At 70.3% G+C, this 17,036-nt stretch carries 13 protein-coding genes; 11 read left to right on the plus strand and 2 right to left on the minus strand.

From position 1 onward, the window contains the following. The first annotated feature begins 89 nt into the window (after positions 1 to 89). The 5 genes from ACFY4A_RS03095 (at position 90) to ACFY4A_RS03115 (ending at position 7,981) form a co-directional block, all read left to right on the plus strand. Complete coding sequence (locus ACFY4A_RS03095) at positions 90 to 848, plus strand: NUDIX domain-containing protein (RefSeq protein WP_390827697.1); 759 nt, start codon at positions 90 to 92, stop codon at positions 846 to 848. Between the two features lie 173 nt (positions 849 to 1,021). After that, positions 1,022 to 3,937, plus strand: a complete 2,916-nt coding sequence (locus tag ACFY4A_RS03100; RefSeq protein ID WP_390827698.1) for an ATP-binding cassette domain-containing protein — start codon at positions 1,022 to 1,024, stop codon at positions 3,935 to 3,937. A 162-nt stretch (positions 3,938 to 4,099) separates the two neighbouring features. After that, positions 4,100 to 4,987, plus strand: coding sequence for a FadR/GntR family transcriptional regulator (locus tag ACFY4A_RS03105; protein ID WP_390827699.1), 888 nt, complete (start codon positions 4,100 to 4,102; stop codon positions 4,985 to 4,987). A gap of 458 nt (positions 4,988 to 5,445) precedes the next feature. Next, on the plus strand, positions 5,446 to 6,987 hold the full coding sequence (locus ACFY4A_RS03110; RefSeq protein ID WP_390827700.1) for an RNA polymerase sigma factor: 1,542 nt from the start codon (positions 5,446 to 5,448) through the stop codon (positions 6,985 to 6,987). Between the two features lie 136 nt (positions 6,988 to 7,123). Continuing rightward, positions 7,124 to 7,981, plus strand: a complete 858-nt coding sequence (locus ACFY4A_RS03115) for a serine protease (RefSeq protein ID WP_390827701.1) — start codon at positions 7,124 to 7,126, stop codon at positions 7,979 to 7,981. 99 nt (positions 7,982 to 8,080) lie between these two features. On the opposite strand, the gene ACFY4A_RS03120 is transcribed toward ACFY4A_RS03115, so the two are convergent. Further along, on the minus strand, positions 8,081 to 8,311 hold the full coding sequence (locus ACFY4A_RS03120; RefSeq protein WP_390827702.1) for a hypothetical protein: 231 nt from the start codon (positions 8,309 to 8,311) through the stop codon (positions 8,081 to 8,083). A 441-nt stretch (positions 8,312 to 8,752) separates the two neighbouring features. On the opposite strand from ACFY4A_RS03120, the gene ACFY4A_RS03125 reads away from it, so the two are divergent. The 3 genes from ACFY4A_RS03125 to ACFY4A_RS03135 all read left to right on the plus strand — a co-directional run bounded on the left by ACFY4A_RS03125 (position 8,753) and on the right by ACFY4A_RS03135 (position 13,185). Next, positions 8,753 to 10,876: a type IIA DNA topoisomerase subunit B gene (locus ACFY4A_RS03125; protein WP_390827703.1), complete on the plus strand. Its 2,124-nt coding sequence runs from the start codon at positions 8,753 to 8,755 to the stop codon at positions 10,874 to 10,876. Between the two features lie 165 nt (positions 10,877 to 11,041). Further along, a complete protein-coding gene (locus ACFY4A_RS03130; RefSeq protein ID WP_390827704.1) occupies positions 11,042 to 11,596 on the plus strand; it encodes a DUF485 domain-containing protein in 555 nt (184 codons plus the stop codon). Beyond that, complete coding sequence (locus ACFY4A_RS03135) at positions 11,593 to 13,185, plus strand: cation acetate symporter (protein WP_390827705.1); 1,593 nt, start codon at positions 11,593 to 11,595, stop codon at positions 13,183 to 13,185. The genes ACFY4A_RS03130 and ACFY4A_RS03135 overlap by 4 nt, the downstream gene beginning before the upstream one ends. 151 nt (positions 13,186 to 13,336) lie before the next feature. Here ACFY4A_RS03135 and ACFY4A_RS03140 read toward each other — a convergent pair whose 3' ends face one another. Further along, complete coding sequence (locus ACFY4A_RS03140) at positions 13,337 to 14,029, minus strand: response regulator (protein WP_390827706.1); 693 nt, start codon at positions 14,027 to 14,029, stop codon at positions 13,337 to 13,339. Between the two features lie 159 nt (positions 14,030 to 14,188). On the opposite strand from ACFY4A_RS03140, the gene ACFY4A_RS03145 reads away from it, so the two are divergent. From ACFY4A_RS03145 to ACFY4A_RS03155, 3 genes are all read left to right on the plus strand, one after another. Further along, positions 14,189 to 15,004 (plus strand): ABC transporter ATP-binding protein, encoded by an 816-nt coding sequence (locus tag ACFY4A_RS03145; RefSeq protein WP_390827707.1) that lies wholly within the window; start codon positions 14,189 to 14,191, stop codon positions 15,002 to 15,004. After that, entirely contained in the window at positions 14,994 to 15,857 is an 864-nt protein-coding gene (locus ACFY4A_RS03150; protein ID WP_390827708.1) for an ABC transporter permease, read from the plus strand. Before ACFY4A_RS03145 ends, ACFY4A_RS03150 begins: the two co-directional genes overlap by 11 nt. Before the next feature lie 76 nt (positions 15,858 to 15,933). After that, positions 15,934 to 16,995 (plus strand): ABC transporter substrate-binding protein, encoded by a 1,062-nt coding sequence (locus tag ACFY4A_RS03155; RefSeq protein ID WP_390827709.1) that lies wholly within the window; start codon positions 15,934 to 15,936, stop codon positions 16,993 to 16,995. Positions 16,996 to 17,036 lie beyond the last annotated feature (41 nt).

Raw genomic sequence — 17,036 nt, forward strand, 5'->3', positions numbered from 1 at the left:
GCACGGGAGCGGAGGACCGATGCGGATCAGCCATCGATGCGACCGGCGAAGGGAGTGCTTATCGTCAGGCAGACGACTATGATCGCGGCATGCCCTACGACCCGTCAGCCTTTCCGCCTTTCGCCGTCACCGTGGACCTGGTCGTGCTGACCGTGCGCCGCCATTCCCTGTGCGCGCTGGCGGTTCGCAGGGGTGAGCCGCCGTTCCAGGGCCGGTGGGCACTTCCCGGAGGCTTCGTACGGGCCGACGAGGACCTGGCGCAGGCGGCGGCACGGGAGCTGGCCGAGGAGACCGGACTGTGCGTGCACGACCCGTTCGCCCCGGTCCAGGACAACGGCGCGCACCTGGAGCAGCTCGCGACCTACGGCGACCCCAAGCGTGACCCGCGGATGAGGGTAGTCAGCGTCGCTCACCTCGCCCTGGCTCCCGACCTGCCCGCGCCTCGGGCGGGCGGCGATGCCGAGCACGCCCGTTGGGCGCCCGTGGACGAGTTGCTGCAACAGGGCGGCTACGGCCGCGACGGAGAGCCGGTGGCGCCGCTGGCCTTCGATCACGCCCAGATCCTCGCGGACGGAGTGGAACGGGCCCGCTCGAAGATCGAGTACTCCTCGCTGGCGACCGCGTTCTGTCCGCCCGAGTTCACCGTCGGTGAACTGCGCCGTGTTTACGAGGGGGTGTGGGGCGTGGCCCTCGACCCGCGCAACTTCCACCGCAAGGTGACGGGCACCCCGGGCTTCCTCGTGCCGACCGGAGGGACGACCACCCGCCAGGGTGGCCGGCCGGCCCAGCTCTTCCGGGCCGGCGGAGCCACCCTGCTCAACCCGCCGATGCTGCGCCCGGAGGTCTGACCCCCTTCCGCCTGTCGCCGCTGTGAGCCGGCGTGTTCGCCAAGTCGGATGCCGGGCCCCCCAGAACCGATCCTGTTGCCCATTGAGAGGAAGGAGCCGAGTAACGCCGACGGTTGCCGATTGCGAGGCGTGATACCCGAAAAAACCGGACATGACGCGCTATCTTGCTGCGGGTGATCCAGGCCTTCGGACTGACCAGCGATTCCCGTAAGGACCTTCCGCCGTCCGTCGACGACGTCTCCTTCGAAGCGCGCGCGGGCCGTGTCACCGCGCTCCTCGGAACGGCGGGCTCGGGCAAGACGACGACGCTCAGACTCATGCTCGAACTCCAACGGGGCTGCGGCATCACCTACTTCAGGGGCCGCCCTCTGCACCGCATCGCCCAGCCCTCGCGCGAGGTCGGCGTTCTCCTGGGCGACGTCCCGGGACACCCCGTACGCACGGTCCGTGGCCATCTGCGCATGCTGTGCGCCGCGGCGGGTCTTCCGGCACGGCGCGCCGACGAAGTCCTCGAGGTCGTCGGGCTCGTCAGCTTCCGAGACGAGCGCCTGGGCACTCTGTCCCGGAGTATGGACCGCCGGCTGGGCCTGGCCTGCGTGCTGCTGGCCGATCCGCACTCGCTGGTGCTCGACGCCCCCGCCGACAGACTGTCAGCACGGGAAAGCCGTTGGCTGCACGGTGTGCTGCGGGCCCACGCGAACCAAGGCGGTACGGTCCTGTTCACCACGGCCGACCCCAAGGAGGCGGCCCGCACCGCCGACCGCGTCGTCACGCTTGAACGCGGCAGGCTCGTCGCCGATCAGGAGGCCGCGGACTTCGCCCGCCACCGGTTGCGTCCCCGAGTCACCGTGCGCAGCCCGCACGCCGCCCGCCTCGGCGCCCTCTTGGCCAAGGAGGCCCGTACCGCCCGCCGCTCCGTCGAAGTCGTACGCGAGACCGGCAACCGACTGTCCGTCTACGGCAGTACGTGTGCCGATGTCGGTGAGGCCGCGTTCCGCCACGGCATCCTCATCCACCAACTCGCCGACGAAGTCGGTGACATGGGCGCCGGTGCCGGTTCAACGCCACCGGCGGCCCCGGCCGAGGAGCTCCGGGCCGAGGCCATGGTGACGGCGACCCCCGACGGGCGGCGGCCGCCCGCCGTCGTACCGGCCGCCGGGAAGAGGCAGCCGTCCGCGGCCGCTCTCACGGCGAGCGCCGCAGCCGTCCCGCGCTCCGAGGGTGCGCGCCTCGCGGGGGGCGAAGAGAGCGCGTACGCCCCTTCGCCCGCAGGCGGCGGTTCCGTCAGCCCGCGCCCGAAGGAGCCACCCGTCACCACGCGTCCGGAGGAGCCGTCCGTCACCAGGCGCCTGGAGGGGGCGCCCGTTGCCACCTGCCCAGGGGAGCCGTCCGTCGCCGGGTTGCCCGAGGACACGACCGGCCGCGCGGGTTCCGCCGCGGCGTCCCTCGCCCATCCCGGCGCGATGCCCTCCGTCGCCACGCGCGGGACGCCGTCCGTCACTCCCCGTCCCGACAGCGCGTCCGGCACCGCGCACGGGCTTGGCGCACCCCTGGATCTGCGGGCGAAGGTGGCTTCCCCCGGGGTTCACGCGGGAAGCCGGCTCCCGGCGGCCGGCCCCGGCGAAGAGGCACCCCCCACTCGTCCCGACGGCCCGGATCTCACGACCGGTTCCGATGGCCCGGACATCACCGGCCACCCCGACGACCCGGTTGCCCTCACCGGCGCCGCTGCTTCGGGGCCCATCATCAGCCCCGGCGGTCCGGCCCGCACCAATGGTTCCCAGCCGCCGGGACCTGCCGCCGGCCCTGACCGGACCCCTGCCACCGCTTCCCTGGCTCCCGGCTCGGCCGCCGGTTCCGAAGCCCGCGACTCGGCCGCCGGTTCCGAAGCCCGCGACTCGGCCGCCGGTTCCGAAGCCCGCGACTCGACCACCGCCCCCGAAGCCCGCGACTCGACCACCGCCCCCGAAGCCCGCGACTCGGCCGCCGGTTCCGAGGCCAGAGCCGCCGCCCCCGCCGCCCTCGCCGCCGCCAGAGCCTCCTCGCCCTCCAAAGATCCGTCTGCGCGTGCTGAAGCTCCTGACGGAGCCGCCGCGACGACCATGCGACCCGGCCAACCCGGGGCCGCGCAGCCGATGGCCGCGCATGCCGCGGCCGGAAACCCTTCGACCGGGCACCCTGCGGCCGAGCACCCCACGAATGGGCACCCCGCGATCGGATGCCCCGCACCCGCGCAGCCCTCGATCCCCACCCCCCGCCCTGCGGAAACCGCCACCGCCGATGCCTCGTCTCCCCTCCCACCTCTCATCTCCGTCCGCTCCGGCCCCAGCCCCCTGCGCCCGCTGCGTTATGAACTGCGCCGGGCCGCCGGTATCCGCACCGGCTTCCTCGTCAGTGCCGCCGTCCTCGTCTGCTCCGCCCTCACGGTCCTGATCATGGGGAGGATGGGCCACGCCCCTCAGCCCCGGCTGCTCGCGGCATGGCCGCGGCAACTGCCCCTGCCGCCGGCGGCGCTCGGGGCCGGGCTGCTCGGCGCGCTCGCCTTCGGCGACGAGTTCCGCCACCCCGCGTTGGCGGCGGACCGGGGCACCGTCCCCCGTCGGCTCGGACTGCTCACGGCGAAGCTGGTCGTGGCCACCGCGACCGCGCTGATGCTCGCCCTCCTCTCGGTCGGCTGCAATGCCGAAGTGCTCTATGCCGTTTACGGGCAGGAACTCACCCAGGTTCCGGGCGACTGGCTCTCGCTGAGCGTGAGTTGGACCGGCCTCGTGGTGGGATGCGCCTGGGTCGGCGTGCTGGCCGCGGGGGTGTTCCGGTCCACCACGGCAGGGCTCGCGGCCGTGCTCGCCGTACCGGTGCTGGTCGTACCCCTGGTGCAGAAGGCGATGGGAGGGAAGGCGTGGAACGCCATTGGTCTTCCCGCCCGGCTGCGCCAGGTCTTCCTGCTCCAGTGGCCCTTCGGCGGTGACCGCTACCTGGCCGCCGCGGCGCGGATGATTGCCCAACCCGTGGGCGGCGCCCTGGCGTTGACACTCACCACGCTGCTGTGCGCGTACCTGCTGACCGTTCTGCGGAGCCGGACCCGATGACAGTGGTTCGCTCCCTTTCGGTCGGGCTCCGCACGCAACTTCCCAGGGAGAGCCCATTTCTTTCCGATAAGGCGTCAATTGCGACGAAGTGAGCGATCACCCTTTCGTGTGCTTTTCACCAAAGACCTCAAGGGAGTTGGAGACGACGCCGACAAAGGATCCGTGAGTACCCTTGCGCACACCATGATGACCGCCGCCCGCTCCGCAGACTCCGGCCTCGTCGGCCCGGGCGAACTCGACCGTTACCCCTACGCCGAGGCGCCCGCCCCCGACCGCGTCGCGAGCCCCCCCTGGGAGGGAGTCGACCCGGAACTGGGGCGCGTGGGCCGGCGTGCCGCGGGCAGCCGCGGCCGCGGACTGCACGGCCAACTCGTCCAGCAACTGGGTCAGATGATCGTCTCCGGGGACCTGGGCGCCGACCGCCCGCTGGTGCCCGAGGAGATCGGCCAGCGCTTCGAGGTCTCCCGCACCGTCGTCCGCGAGTCGCTCCGCGTCCTGGAGGCCAAGGGCCTGGTCAGCGCCCGCCCGAACGTCGGTACGCGGGTGCGCCCGGTCAGCGACTGGAATCTCCTCGACCCGGACATCATCGAGTGGCGGGCCTTCGGGCCGCAGCGCGACGACCAGCGCCGCGAGCTCAGCGAACTGCGCTGGACGATCGAGCCGCTCGCCGCTCGTCTCGCCGCCGGGCGCGGGCGCGAGGACGTCCAGCAGCGCCTGTCCGACATGGTCGAGATCATGGGGCACGCCCTGGGGCAGGGCGACGCGCTCACTTTCTCCCGCGCGGATGCCGAGTTCCACTCGCTGCTCATTCAGATCGCGGGCAATCGGATGCTGGAGCACCTCTCCGGGATCGTCTCGGCCGCCCTCCAGGTGTCCGGTGGCCCCGTCACGGGCTGCGACCGGCCGAGCGAGGCCTCCCTGGCGCTGCATGCCCGGATCGTCGACGCGGTCTCGGGCGGCGACGGCACCGCGGCGGAAAGCGCCATGCGCCAACTGCTCACGGTGCACCCCGAGGTCGAGCGGGTGGTCCCCGCACCGCGCGAGCACTGAACCGCTCGAGCATCGGTCCCTGCGTGGGCGGCACGGCCCAGGCCCTGCCGTCCTCCGGCGGGATCCTGCGAGAGGCGGTTCGCCGGCCGGCTGCGGGCGCGGATCCCTCCGCGAACCGGCGGGGACCGCACGCGACCGGGGCGGGCCGCGGGTGTGATCGGCAAGCCGCGGGTGGGTCGTGTCCGTGGCGGCCACCCCACTCCATCTGCTCACCTCTGACCGTTTTTACGCACTTACGGGGTGTGACTGGGGCCACGCAGATTGGGCGTAACACTCCTGGGTGCAACGCGATGACCTAAGAGGTGACAGCCGCGGAGGGAATACGGATGCCGTACACGGCGCTGTGCAACTTCCCGGCCCCCGCCCGCGCCGTCGGCCCAATCCCCAGGCCGGTGGTCGGCTCCTGTCCACGATGGACGGGGCCGGAAGCCGTTTTCCAACGTTCCGAGAGGTTGTTCGTGTCGGCCAGCACATCCCGTACGCTCCCGCCGGAGATCGCCGAGTCCGTCTCTGTCATGGCGCTCATTGAGCGGGGAAAGGCTGAGGGGCAGATCGCCGGCGACGATGTGCGTCGGGCCTTCGAAGCTGACCAGATTCCGGCCACTCAGTGGAAGAACGTACTGCGCAGCCTCAACCAGATCCTCGAGGAAGAGGGTGTGACGCTGATGGTCAGTGCCGCGGAGCCCAACAAGCGCACCCGAAAGAGCGTCGCAGCGAAGAGTCCGGCCAAGCGCACCGCCACCAAGACGGTCGCGGCGAAGACGGTGACCACCAGGAAGGCCACCGCCACCGCTGCTCCGGCGGCGCCCGCCGCCGACGCGCTCGTCGAGGAAGAGGCCCCCGCGAAGAAGGCCGCTGCCAAGAAGACGACCGCCGCCAAGAAGACGGCGGCCAAGAAGACGACGGCCGCCAAGAAGACGGCAGCCAAGAAGACCACCGCCGCCAAGAAGGACGACGTCGAGCTGCTCGAGGACGAGGTCCTCGAGGAGGCCAAGGGCGCGGAGGAGCCCGAGGGCGCCGAGAGCGCCGGCTTCGTGCTCTCCGACGAGGACGAGGACGACGCGCCCGCGCAGCAGGTCGCCGCGGCCGGCGCCACCGCCGACCCGGTGAAGGACTACCTCAAGCAGATCGGCAAGGTCCCCCTGCTCAACGCCGAGCAGGAGGTGGAGCTGGCCAAGCGCATCGAGGCGGGCCTCTTCGCCGAGGACAAGCTGGCGAACGCCGACAAGCTCGCTCCCAAGCTCAAGCGCGAGCTGGAGATCATCGCCGAGGACGGCCGCCGTGCCAAGAACCACCTCCTGGAGGCCAACCTCCGTCTGGTGGTCTCCCTGGCCAAGCGCTACACCGGCCGCGGCATGCTCTTCCTGGACCTCATCCAGGAGGGCAACCTCGGTCTGATCCGCGCGGTGGAGAAGTTCGACTACACCAAGGGCTACAAGTTCTCCACGTACGCCACCTGGTGGATCCGTCAGGCGATCACCCGCGCGATGGCCGACCAGGCCCGCACCATCCGTATCCCGGTGCACATGGTCGAGGTCATCAACAAGCTCGCGCGCGTGCAGCGCCAGATGCTCCAGGACCTGGGCCGCGAGCCCACCCCGGAGGAGCTGGCCAAGGAACTCGACATGACCCCGGAGAAGGTCATCGAGGTCCAGAAGTACGGCCGCGAGCCCATCTCCCTGCACACCCCGCTGGGTGAGGACGGCGACAGCGAGTTCGGTGACCTCATCGAGGACTCCGAGGCGGTCGTCCCGGCCGACGCGGTCAGCTTCACGCTGCTGCAGGAGCAGCTGCACTCGGTCCTCGACACCCTGTCCGAGCGCGAGGCCGGCGTCGTCTCCATGCGCTTCGGTCTCACCGACGGGCAGCCGAAGACCCTCGACGAGATCGGCAAGGTCTACGGCGTCACCCGTGAGCGGATCCGCCAGATCGAGTCCAAGACCATGTCCAAGCTGCGCCACCCGTCGCGGTCGCAGGTGCTGCGCGACTACCTCGACTAGTCGGGTACTTCGACTGGTCCGGTCGTATGACACCGAGGGCCCGGTTCCCCTGTGGGGACCGGGCCTTCGTGCTGCGCGTCGCGCCACTCTGCATGACTCTGGGTGTTCCGTGATCGTCCGAGAGTGAGGAGCATCCATGCGACGCCGTATTGCCCGTGCCCTGATCGGGCCGCTGGTCCTGGTGGCCGCGGGAGCCGCGATACCGCTGGCCGCAGCGGCACCCGTCGCCGCCGACAGCGTTGTCATCGGCGGTTTCCCTGTCGATGTCTCGCAGAGTCCGTGGACCGTGGCGCTCTCCAGTCGTGACCGGTTCGGAGGCACCCGGGCGGGGCAGTTCTGCGGGGGCGTGGCCATCGGCCGTACCGCGGTGCTCACCGCGGCCCACTGTCTGTCCAGAGAGGTAGTGGGCGCGCCACCGACGCCGGATCTGAAGGTGATCACGGGGCGTACGAATCTGCTCTCGAATCAGGGCAAGGAGGTCTCCGTGCGTGCCACCTGGGTCAATCCGCACTACGACCCCACCACCAATGCCGGTGACTTCGCCGTGCTCACTCTTGCCGAGCCCTTGCCGCAAAGTGCCGTCATCCCCATGGCGGGCGCGGGCGACCCGGTGTACACGCCGGGCACGAGCGCCACGGTCTACGGATGGGGGGACACCACGGGCACCGCCGCCTATACCCACAGCCTGCATGCCGCGTCCGTCCACGTCCTGCGCGACGCGGAGTGCCAACAGGCCTATCCGGGCGGCAGTGAGGGCACGTACCAGCCCCGGAGCATGTTGTGCGCGGGGGAGAACGCTGGGGGCCGGGACGCGTGCCAGGGGGACAGCGGGGGCCCGCTGGTCGCGCAGGGGCGGCTGATCGGGGTTGTGTCGTGGGGGAGCGGCTGCGGGCGCGCCGGGAGACCCGGCGTCTACACGCGCGTGTCCGAGGTGGTCCGGGCGCTGGGCCGGGCCGACACGAAGGCGCCGCACCTGTCGTCCGGCGAGTCCTGACCGGCGTCGCGGGTCACGAGGACGGGCGGTCGCTCCTGGGTGCCAGGAGCGACCGCCCGTTCGCCGGCCTGTGCCGGAACTCGCTCGTCGGGCGGGATGTCAGCGCTCTTCGTCGGAGGCGTTCGCCGGAATGGAGGTCAGGCGCTCGGTCTCGTCCTGTATCTCAGCGGCGATCTTCTTGAGTTCTGGCTCGAACTTGCGACCGTGGTGGGCGCAGAAGAGCAGTTCTCCGCCGCTCAGCAGGACGACCCGCAGGTACGCCTGGGCGCCGCAGCGGTCGCAGCGATCAGCGGCCGTCAGCGGGCTCGCGGGGGTCAGAACAGTAGTCACGTCGCCTCTTCTCTAGCTCGACGAGCTGTCGTACCAGGGTCAACATCCAACCAGCCCCAAACGTTCCCGATCGTGGCTTTTCCTCGAAAAATCTTTTCCGGGCCGGTGGCTGCTGCCGGTTTGGCGGCGAATGTGCCGTATTGCGTGTCTATGTGTCGTACGGGTTCGCGCTGTCGGTCATGGTCGGTCCTCCCCGGCCGGGTTGCCGGTTGTTCAGGAGGACGTGCCCGGAGCCTAAATGGTTCATGCCTCGAAGGGAACGTGATATGTGCTTCACTCGGATGAAGGATCGAACGTGTATGCGACTCTCTACTAGTCTGGGTTCCTGCCGAGGGTTGCGTTACAAGGGCTCTACCAGGCCTCGGTACCCTCTGAGCGGCTACCCAAGCCGTGCCCGTCCCATCAGGGCCCCACATTGAAATTCAGCGAGGAGCGAACCGCGTGACCGCCGAGACGTCCGTGCCGTCCACAGCGCTGCTGGCAGGAGCAGACCGCGACGGTTCCAACTACACCGCTCGGCACCTGCTGGTCCTCGAGGGGCTCGAAGCCGTGCGCAAGCGCCCGGGCATGTACATCGGCTCGACCGACAGCCGCGGTCTGATGCACTGCCTGTGGGAGATCATCGACAACTCCGTCGACGAGGCCCTCGGCGGCTACTGCGACCACATCGAGGTCGTCCTCCACGACGACGGCTCGGTGGAGGTGCGGGACAACGGCCGCGGCATCCCGGTCGACGTCGAGCCCAAGACGGGCCTGTCCGGCGTCGAGGTCGTGATGACCAAGCTGCACGCGGGCGGCAAGTTCGGCGGCGGCTCGTACGCCGCCTCCGGCGGTCTGCACGGCGTCGGCGCCTCCGTGGTCAACGCCTTGTCCGCCCGGCTGGACGTGGAGGTGGACCGCGGCGGCCACACCCACGCCATCAGCTTCCGGCGCGGCGTGCCCGGCGCGTTCACGGCGGGCGGACCCGACGCCAAGTTCGAGCCCGGGAGCGGCCTGCGCAAGGCCAAGAAGATCCCCAAGACCCGCAGCGGCACCCGCGTGCGCTACTGGGCCGACCGCCAGATCTTCCTCAAGGACGCCAAGCTCTCCCTCGAGACCCTGCACCAGCGCGCCCGCCAGACGGCGTTCCTGGTGCCCGGACTGACCATCATCGTCCGTGACGAGTACGGCCTCGGCGAGGGCGGCAGCAAGGGCGAGGAGTCCTTCCGCTACGACGGCGGCATCAGCGAGTTCTGCGAGTACCTGGCAAGCGACAGGGCGGTCTGCGACGTCCTCCGCTTCACCGGGCACGGGACCTTCAAGGAGACCGTCCCGGTCCTCGACGACCACGGGCAGATGACGCCGACCGAGGTCACCCGCGAGCTCGGCGTGGACGTCGCGTTGCGCTGGGGGACCGGCTACGACACCACCCTGCGGTCCTTCGTCAACATCATCGCCACCCCCAAGGGCGGCACGCACGTGGCCGGCTTCGAGCAGGCCGTCGCCAAGACCATGAACGAGGTGCTTCGCGCCAAGAAGATGCTGCGCGTCGCCGAGGACGACATCGTCAAGGACGACGCCCTGGAGGGCCTCACCGCGGTCGTCACGGTCCGCCTGGCCGAGCCCCAGTTCGAGGGTCAGACCAAGGAGGTCCTCGGCACCTCCGCGGCCCGCCGCATCGTGAACAACGTCGTCACCAAGGAGCTCAAGGCGTTCCTGACCTCCACCAAGCGTGATGCCGCACAGCAGGCGCGCGTGGTGCTGGAGAAGGCCGTCGCCGCGGCCCGCACGCGCATCGCCGCCCGCCAGCACAAGGACGCGCAGCGCCGGAAGACGGCCCTGGAGTCCTCCTCGCTGCCGGCCAAGCTCGCCGACTGCCGCAGTGACGACGTCGATCGCAGCGAACTGTTCATCGTCGAGGGCGACTCCGCGCTCGGTACGGCGAAGCTGGCGAGGAACTCCGAGTTCCAGGCGCTGCTGCCCATCCGCGGCAAGATCCTCAACGTACAGAAGTCGTCCGTCACGGACATGCTGAAGAACGCCGAGTGCGGCGCGATCATCCAGGTGATAGGAGCCGGCTCGGGCCGCACCTTCGACCTGGACACGGCCCGCTACGGCAAGATCATCATGATGACCGACGCCGACGTGGACGGCTCCCACATCCGGACCCTGCTCCTGACGCTGTTCCACCGCTACATGCGTCCCATGGTCGAGGCGGGCCGGGTGTTCGCCGCGGTGCCGCCGCTGCACCGCATCGAGCTGATCCAGCCGAAGAAGGGCCAGGACAAGTACGTCTACACCTACTCGGACCGCGAACTGCGCGACAAGCTGCTGGAGTTCCAGAGCAAGGGCGTGCGGTACAAGGACTCGATCCAGCGCTACAAGGGCCTCGGCGAGATGGACGCCGACCAGCTCGCCGAGACCACCATGGACCCGCGCCACCGCACCCTGCGCCGGATCAACCTCTCCGACCTGGAGGCCGCCGAGCAGGTCTTCGACCTCCTGATGGGCAACGACGTGGCACCCCGCAAGGAGTTCATCGCGAGCTCGGCCGCGACCCTGGACCGCTCGCGCATCGACGCCTAGGCGCCGATCCCTTCCGGCACCCTTTCGGCGCGGGCCTTCCCTTCGGGTGGGGCCCGCGCCGACGTGTCGGTGCCGGCGCGGCCACCGACGGGGTGAGTCACCTGATGGGGTGAAGAGCGGAGGGAAGAGAAGTCAGGGAACTTCCGGTTCTGTCCATCCTTGGGCATGCAGTCAAGCAACGACCGCTTCCGCGCTGGCGGGGGCGGTCCCGGGAACGTGCCCGGGACCGACGAAGGCCAGGACCCGGAGCCCGAGGACATCAGGTACCGCGACCCCTGGTACGACGCGCTGGCCTCCGGCTGGGGTGACGGCGACGGCACGGGAGTTCCCACCGCACCGGTACCGGCGGCTCGCCGGGAGGGGCAGACCGGGCCGGGGGCCGGTGCGGCGGCCCAGGCGTACCTCGAGGTGCAGCGCAGCGCGGCGTTCCAGGAGGTGCGCAGTCGGTACCGGAGGTTCGTGATGCCGGCGGTCGCCCTCTTCCTCGTCTGGTACGTGGGCTACGTCGTGACCGCGACGACCGCGCCGGGGTTCATGGCGCGGCCGGTGGCGGGCGCGGTGAACGTGGGGATGCTGGCGGGCCTCGGGCAGTTCCTCAGCACCTTCCTCCTCGCCTGGGCCTACGCCCGGCACGCACGGCTGCGCAGGGACCGGGCGGCGCTCGAACTGCGCTGGGACACACAGGAGCTGACGCGCGGGGTGCGCGGTGATGCCTCGTGACGGGCAACCACCAGACGCTGGCGCTGGTGCTGTTCAGCGTGTTCGTGGCGGTCACCCTGGGGATCACCACCTGGGTGAGCCGCAACCGGCGCGGATCGGCGGAGGAGTTCTACGCGGGCGGGCGGCTGTTCTCGCCCATGGAGAACGGTTTTGCCGTCGCGGGAGACTACGCGTCGGCCGCCTCCTTCCTGGGAGTCCCCGGACTGATCGCCCTGTTCGGCTACGACGGGGTGCTGTACGTGGTGGGCTTCTTGGTGGCCTGGCTGGTCGTGCTCTTCCTCGTCGCCGAACTGGTCCGCAACTGCGGGCGGTTCACGCTCGCCGACGTGGTCGCGGCGCGGACGAGCGAGCGGTCGGCGCGGATCGCGGCGGGAACCTCCTCGGTCACCGTGTCCGTTCTGTACCTGGTGGCGCAGATGGTGGGGGCGGGCAGTCTGGTGGCGCTGCTCCTGGGCCGGTGCGGCTCAGGGGCGCAGGCCTGGACCGTCGTCGGCGTCGGCGCGCTGATGGTGATCTACGTGTCGTTGGGAGGGATGCGGGCCACCACCTGGATCCAGATCGTCAAGGCGGTCCTGATGCTGGGCGGCACCGTCGTGCTGACCGTGCTCGTCCTGGTCAGGTTCCACGGCGACATCGACCGGCTGCTGCTCACCGCGGCCGAGCGCAGCGGCCACGGGGACGCCTTCCTGGTGCCCGGGCTGAGGTACGGCGGAGACCTGACCGCGCGCCTGGACTTCATCAGTCTCGGACTGGCGCTGGTGCTCGGCACGGCGGGGCTGCCGCACATCCTGTCCCGCTTCTACACCGTGCCGACCGCGCGGGCCGCCCGGCGCTCGGTGATCTGGTCCATCGGGCTGATCGGCGGCTTCTACCTGATGGCGATCGTCCTCGGCTTCGGCGCGGCCGCGATCGTCGGACCGGACGCCCTGCGAGGCTCCAACGCGGCCGGGAACACGGCGGTCCCGCTGCTGGCCCTCGACCTCGGCGGCGGCGCCGACTCCACGGCGGGGACGGTCCTGTTCGCGGTGGTGGCCGCGGTCGCCTTCGCCACGATCCTCGCGGTGGTCGCCGGAATCACGCTCGCCTCCTCGGCGTCGGTGGCCCATGACCTTTACGCGTCGCTGCGGCGCCGCGGTGCCCGGCAGCGCAGCGAGGTGGCCGTGGCGCGCGTCGCCGCGGTCGGCATCGGCGTGGTCGCGATCGCTCTCGGTCTGCTCGCCCGCAACCTCAACGTGGCCTTCCTGGTGGGGCTCGCGTTCGCCGTCGCCGCCTCGGCGAACCTGCCGGTGCTGCTGTACTCCCTGTTCTGGCGCGGTTTCACGCCCCGCGGCGCCGTGTGGGCCGTGTACGGCGGGCTGGTTCCCGCGCTCGGGCTCGTCGTGCTGTCCCCGGTGGTCTCCGGCAGCCCCGACGCGCTGTTCCCAGGCGTCGACTTCCAGTTCTTCCCGCTGGAGAACCCCGGCATCGTCTCCGTCCCGCTGGGATTCCTCGCCGGCTGGCTGGGCACCGTCACCTCCACCGAGGTGCCGGACGAGGCCAAGCACGCCGAGACGGAGGTGCGGTCGCTGACGGGTGCGGGGGCCGTGTAGCGACGTCCGGCGCCGCACCGTCGTTTCCCGTACCGCCGTACCGCCGTACCGCCGTACCGCCGTACCGCCGTACCGCCGTACCGCCGTACCGCCGTACCGCCGTACCGCCGTACCGCCGTACCCCCGCACCGTCGTGCGGCCCTGGGCCGGGCTAGGGCGCCACCCAGGCGTAGCGGTGCTCCGGCCGCCCCGTGTCGCCGTACTTCAGGGACAGGCGGAGGCGTCCGGCCTGCTCCAGGTGGCGCAGGTAGCGCTGGGCGGTGGAGCGGCTCAGGCCGGTGCGGGCGGCCACCTCGTGGGCGGACAGGGGCTGGTCGGCGCGGTGCAGGACACCGCAGATGAGGTCCGTCGTCGGTTCCGAGTGGCCGCTGGGCAGCCCCGGGGACGCGGGTGCGGGCGCGGTGCGCAGGGCGCCGAAGATCCGGTCCACCTGCTCCTGCCCGGTGACGCCGCGCCCGCCGACGCGGTCGACGGTGCGGCGCAGGGCGGCGTAGGACTCCAGGCGGGTACGCAGCGCGGCGAAGGTGAACGGTTTGACCAGATAGTGCAGGGCGCCCAGGCGCATCGCCTGCTGGACGGTCGCCACGTCGCCGGCCGCCGTGATCATGATGACGTCGGTGCCGATGCCCTGTTCCCGCATGCGGTGGACGAGCTCGAGACCCGTGCGATCGGGCAGGTAGTGGTCGAGCAGGACCAGGTCCATGCCACCGCGCTGCACCGTGGACAGGGCCTGTGCAGCACTGTGCGCGCGGGCGGCCACCCGGAAACCGGGAACCTTTCCCACGTACTTGGCGTTGATCTCGGCGACACGGAAGTCGTCGTCGACCACCAGGACGTCAATCATCGGGCCTCTTTCCCTCAAGGCCATGCGGGCGTTGAGCCGTTGTTCGGCTCCGTTGTTGTAGCGCGCGCAAAACGAGCACAACAGGTGCTTGCGAGCAAAAGAACGGCTTGCGCCCAGAAGACTGCTGCTGTGGCCGGGGCCACATCTACCGTCCCGGCCATGAGCGCAGACACCAGCCCCGCCATCGAACTGCGGGGCGCGAGCAAGACGTTCAGGACCCCGTCCGGGGGCCTGCACACGGCCGTCAGGGACCTCGACCTCACCGTGCGGCGCGGCGAGTTCGTGGCCGTGGTCGGCCCCACCGGCTGCGGCAAGTCGACCACCCTGACACTGGTCAGCGGGCTGGAGGAGCCCACCGAGGGTGACGTGCTGGTGGCCGGCGAGCCGGTGCAGGGCGTCGGCGGCAAGGTCGGCTTCGTCTTCCAGCAGGACGCCACCTTCCCCTGGCGCTCGGTGCTGTCCAACGTGATGGCCGGGCCGCGATTCCGCGGCGTGCCGAAGGCCGAGGCGAAGGAGAAGGCCCGCGCCTGGCTGGCCAGGGTCGGACTCGCCGACTTCGAGGACCGCTACCCGCACCAGCTCTCCGGCGGCCAGCGCAAGCGCGTCGCCCTCGCCGCCACCTTCGTCAACGACCCCGAGATCCTGCTGATGGACGAACCCTTCTCGGCGCTCGACGTGCAGACGCGGGCGCTGATGTCGGACGAGCTCCTGGAACTGTGGGAGGGCACGGGCGCCTCGGTCGTCTTCGTCACCCACGACCTGGAGGAGGCCATCGCCCTGGCCGACAAGGTCGTCGTCATGACCGCCGGCCCCGCGACCGTGAAGCAGGTCTTCGACATCGGCCTGCCGCGGCCGCGCAAGGTCGAGCAGGTGCGCCTGCAGACGGAGTTCATCGACATCTACCGCGAGATCTGGGAGTCGCTCGGCGAAGAGGTCCGCATCACCCGTGAAAGAGGTGCCGCTCATGTCGCCTGAGGTCCTCAGCACTCCGGTCGTCGACACGGCCAAGACGACCGACCGCACCCACTCCCGGGCCCGCGCCGCCCGCAGGCGCAGGGCGATCGTCCTCTCCGGCCGCGTCCTGCTGCTGGTGGCCGTGCTCGGCCTGTGGGAGGCGCTCTCCCGGGCCAAGGTCATCGACCCGTTCAACTTCTCCATGCCCTCGAAGATCTGGGACCAGATCTGGACCTGGATCACGCACGGCACCGCACTCGGCTCGCTGGGCGAGCAGATCTGGTACACGCTCTACGAGGCGCTGCTCGGCTGGGTGTTCGGTGTGGTGGCCGGTGTGATCCTCGGCATCGCGCTGGGCCGCATCACCTTCCTCGCCGATGTCCTCGGCCCCTACATCAAGGTGCTCAACTCGATCCCGCGGATCGTCCTCGCCCCGATCTTCGTGATCTGGTTCGGGCTCGGACCGGCCTCCAAGGTCGCCTCCGCCGTGGTCCTGGTCTTCTTCCCGGTGTTCTTCAACGCCTTCCAGGGGGCCCGCGAGGTCGACCGCAACCTGGTCGCCAACGCGCGGATCCTCGGCGCCAGCGACCGCAGGGTGACCCTCCAGGTGGTCATCCCCTCCGCCACCTCCTGGATCTTCACCAGCCTGCACGTCAGCTTCGGCTTCGCCCTCATCGGCGCGATCGTCGGCGAGTACATCGGCGCCACCAAGGGCATCGGACTGCTCGTCGCGCAGTCCCAGGGCACCTTCAACGCGGCCGGTGTGTACGCCGCGATGGTCATCCTCGCCGCCGTCGCGCTCGTCGCCGAGGGCCTGCTCACCTTCGCCGAGCGCCGCATCTTCCGCTGGAAGCCGGCGGACTCCGGGGACTGACGGCCCACTGCCGTACCGGCCCCGTAACGAAGCTCTTCCTCTCCCCGCACCGCCTCTCACAAGGACGTGAACCGTCATGCGCAAGACCGCCAGATTCGCCGCCTCGGCCGCCGCCGGCCTGCTCGCCCTGTCCTCCCTCACCGCCTGCGCCAACGACGCGGCGAGCTCCACCTCCGACACCGGCAGCGGCGGGGGCGGCGGCAAGGGCGAGAAGGTCAAGATCATGGTGGGCGGCCTGGACAAGGTCATCTACATGCCCGCGATGCTCACCCAGCGCCTCGGCTACTTCACCGAGGAGGGCCTGGACGTCCAACTGCTGAGCGAGCCCGCCGGTGTCCAGGCCGAGACCGCGCTCGTCTCCGGTCAGGTCCAGGGCGCCGTCGGCTTCTACGACCACACCCTGGACCTCCAGACCAAGGGCAAGTACGTCGAGTCCGTGGTGCAGTTCTCGCACGCGCCCGGCGAGGTGGAGGTCGTCTCCAACAAGGCGGCGGGCAAGATCACTTCACCGAAGGACTTCAAGGGCAAGAAGCTCGGCGTCACCGGCCTCGGCTCCTCGACCGACTTCCTCACCAAGTACCTGGCGGTCAAGAACGGTGTGAAGATCAGCGAGTTCAGCCCGGTCGCCGTCGGCGCGGGACCGACCTTCATCTCCGCGCTGGAGCAGGGCTCCATCGACGGCGGTATGACGACCGATCCGACCGTCGCGACGATCCTGGACAAGAAGGCGGGCAAGATCCTCGTCGACATGCGGACGCCCGAGGGCTCGCAGGAGGCGCTCGGCGGCCCGTACCCGTCGTCCAGCCTGTACATGCAGACGGACTGGGTCAACAGCCACAAGGAGACCGTCCAGAAGCTGGCCAACGCGTTCGTCAAGACGCTCAAGTGGATGTCCACCCACAGCGCCGACGAGATCGCCGCCAAGATGCCCGCCGACTACTCCCAGGGCAACAAGAAGCTCTACGCGGAGGCGATCAAGAGCACGCTGCCGATGTTCACCACGGACGGCGTCATGCCTCAGAACGGCCCGGAGACCGTGGAGAAGGTGCTCAAGGCGTTCAACCCCAACATCCAGAACGCCGACGTGGACCTGAGCAAGACGTACACCACCGAGTTCGTCGAGAAGGCCGCGGGCTGACATCCGTATGCAAGGGGGGCACGGCCTCTTCCCCTCCCCCG

It is taken from the genome of Streptomyces sp. NPDC001292 (genome assembly GCF_042896465.1).
In the GTDB taxonomy this organism is placed as follows: Bacteria; Actinomycetota; Actinomycetes; order Streptomycetales; family Streptomycetaceae; genus Streptomyces.

Excerpts from the sequence above, each read along its gene's own strand:
- ACFY4A_RS03155 (WP_390827709.1), top strand. The coding sequence starts at position 15,934 with ATGCGCAAGACCGCCAGATTCGCCGCCTCGGCCGCCGCCGGCCTGCTC.
- ACFY4A_RS03150 (WP_390827708.1), top strand. The coding sequence starts at position 14,994 with ATGTCGCCTGAGGTCCTCAGCACTCCGGTCGTCGACACGGCCAAGACG.
- ACFY4A_RS03140 (WP_390827706.1), bottom strand. The coding sequence starts at position 14,029 with ATGATTGACGTCCTGGTGGTCGACGACGACTTCCGTGTCGCCGAGATC.
- ACFY4A_RS03095 (WP_390827697.1), top strand. The coding sequence starts at position 90 with ATGCCCTACGACCCGTCAGCCTTTCCGCCTTTCGCCGTCACCGTGGAC.
- ACFY4A_RS03115 (WP_390827701.1), top strand. The coding sequence starts at position 7,124 with ATGCGACGCCGTATTGCCCGTGCCCTGATCGGGCCGCTGGTCCTGGTG.
- ACFY4A_RS03130 (WP_390827704.1), top strand. The coding sequence starts at position 11,042 with ATGCAGTCAAGCAACGACCGCTTCCGCGCTGGCGGGGGCGGTCCCGGG.
- ACFY4A_RS03145 (WP_390827707.1), top strand. The coding sequence starts at position 14,189 with ATGAGCGCAGACACCAGCCCCGCCATCGAACTGCGGGGCGCGAGCAAG.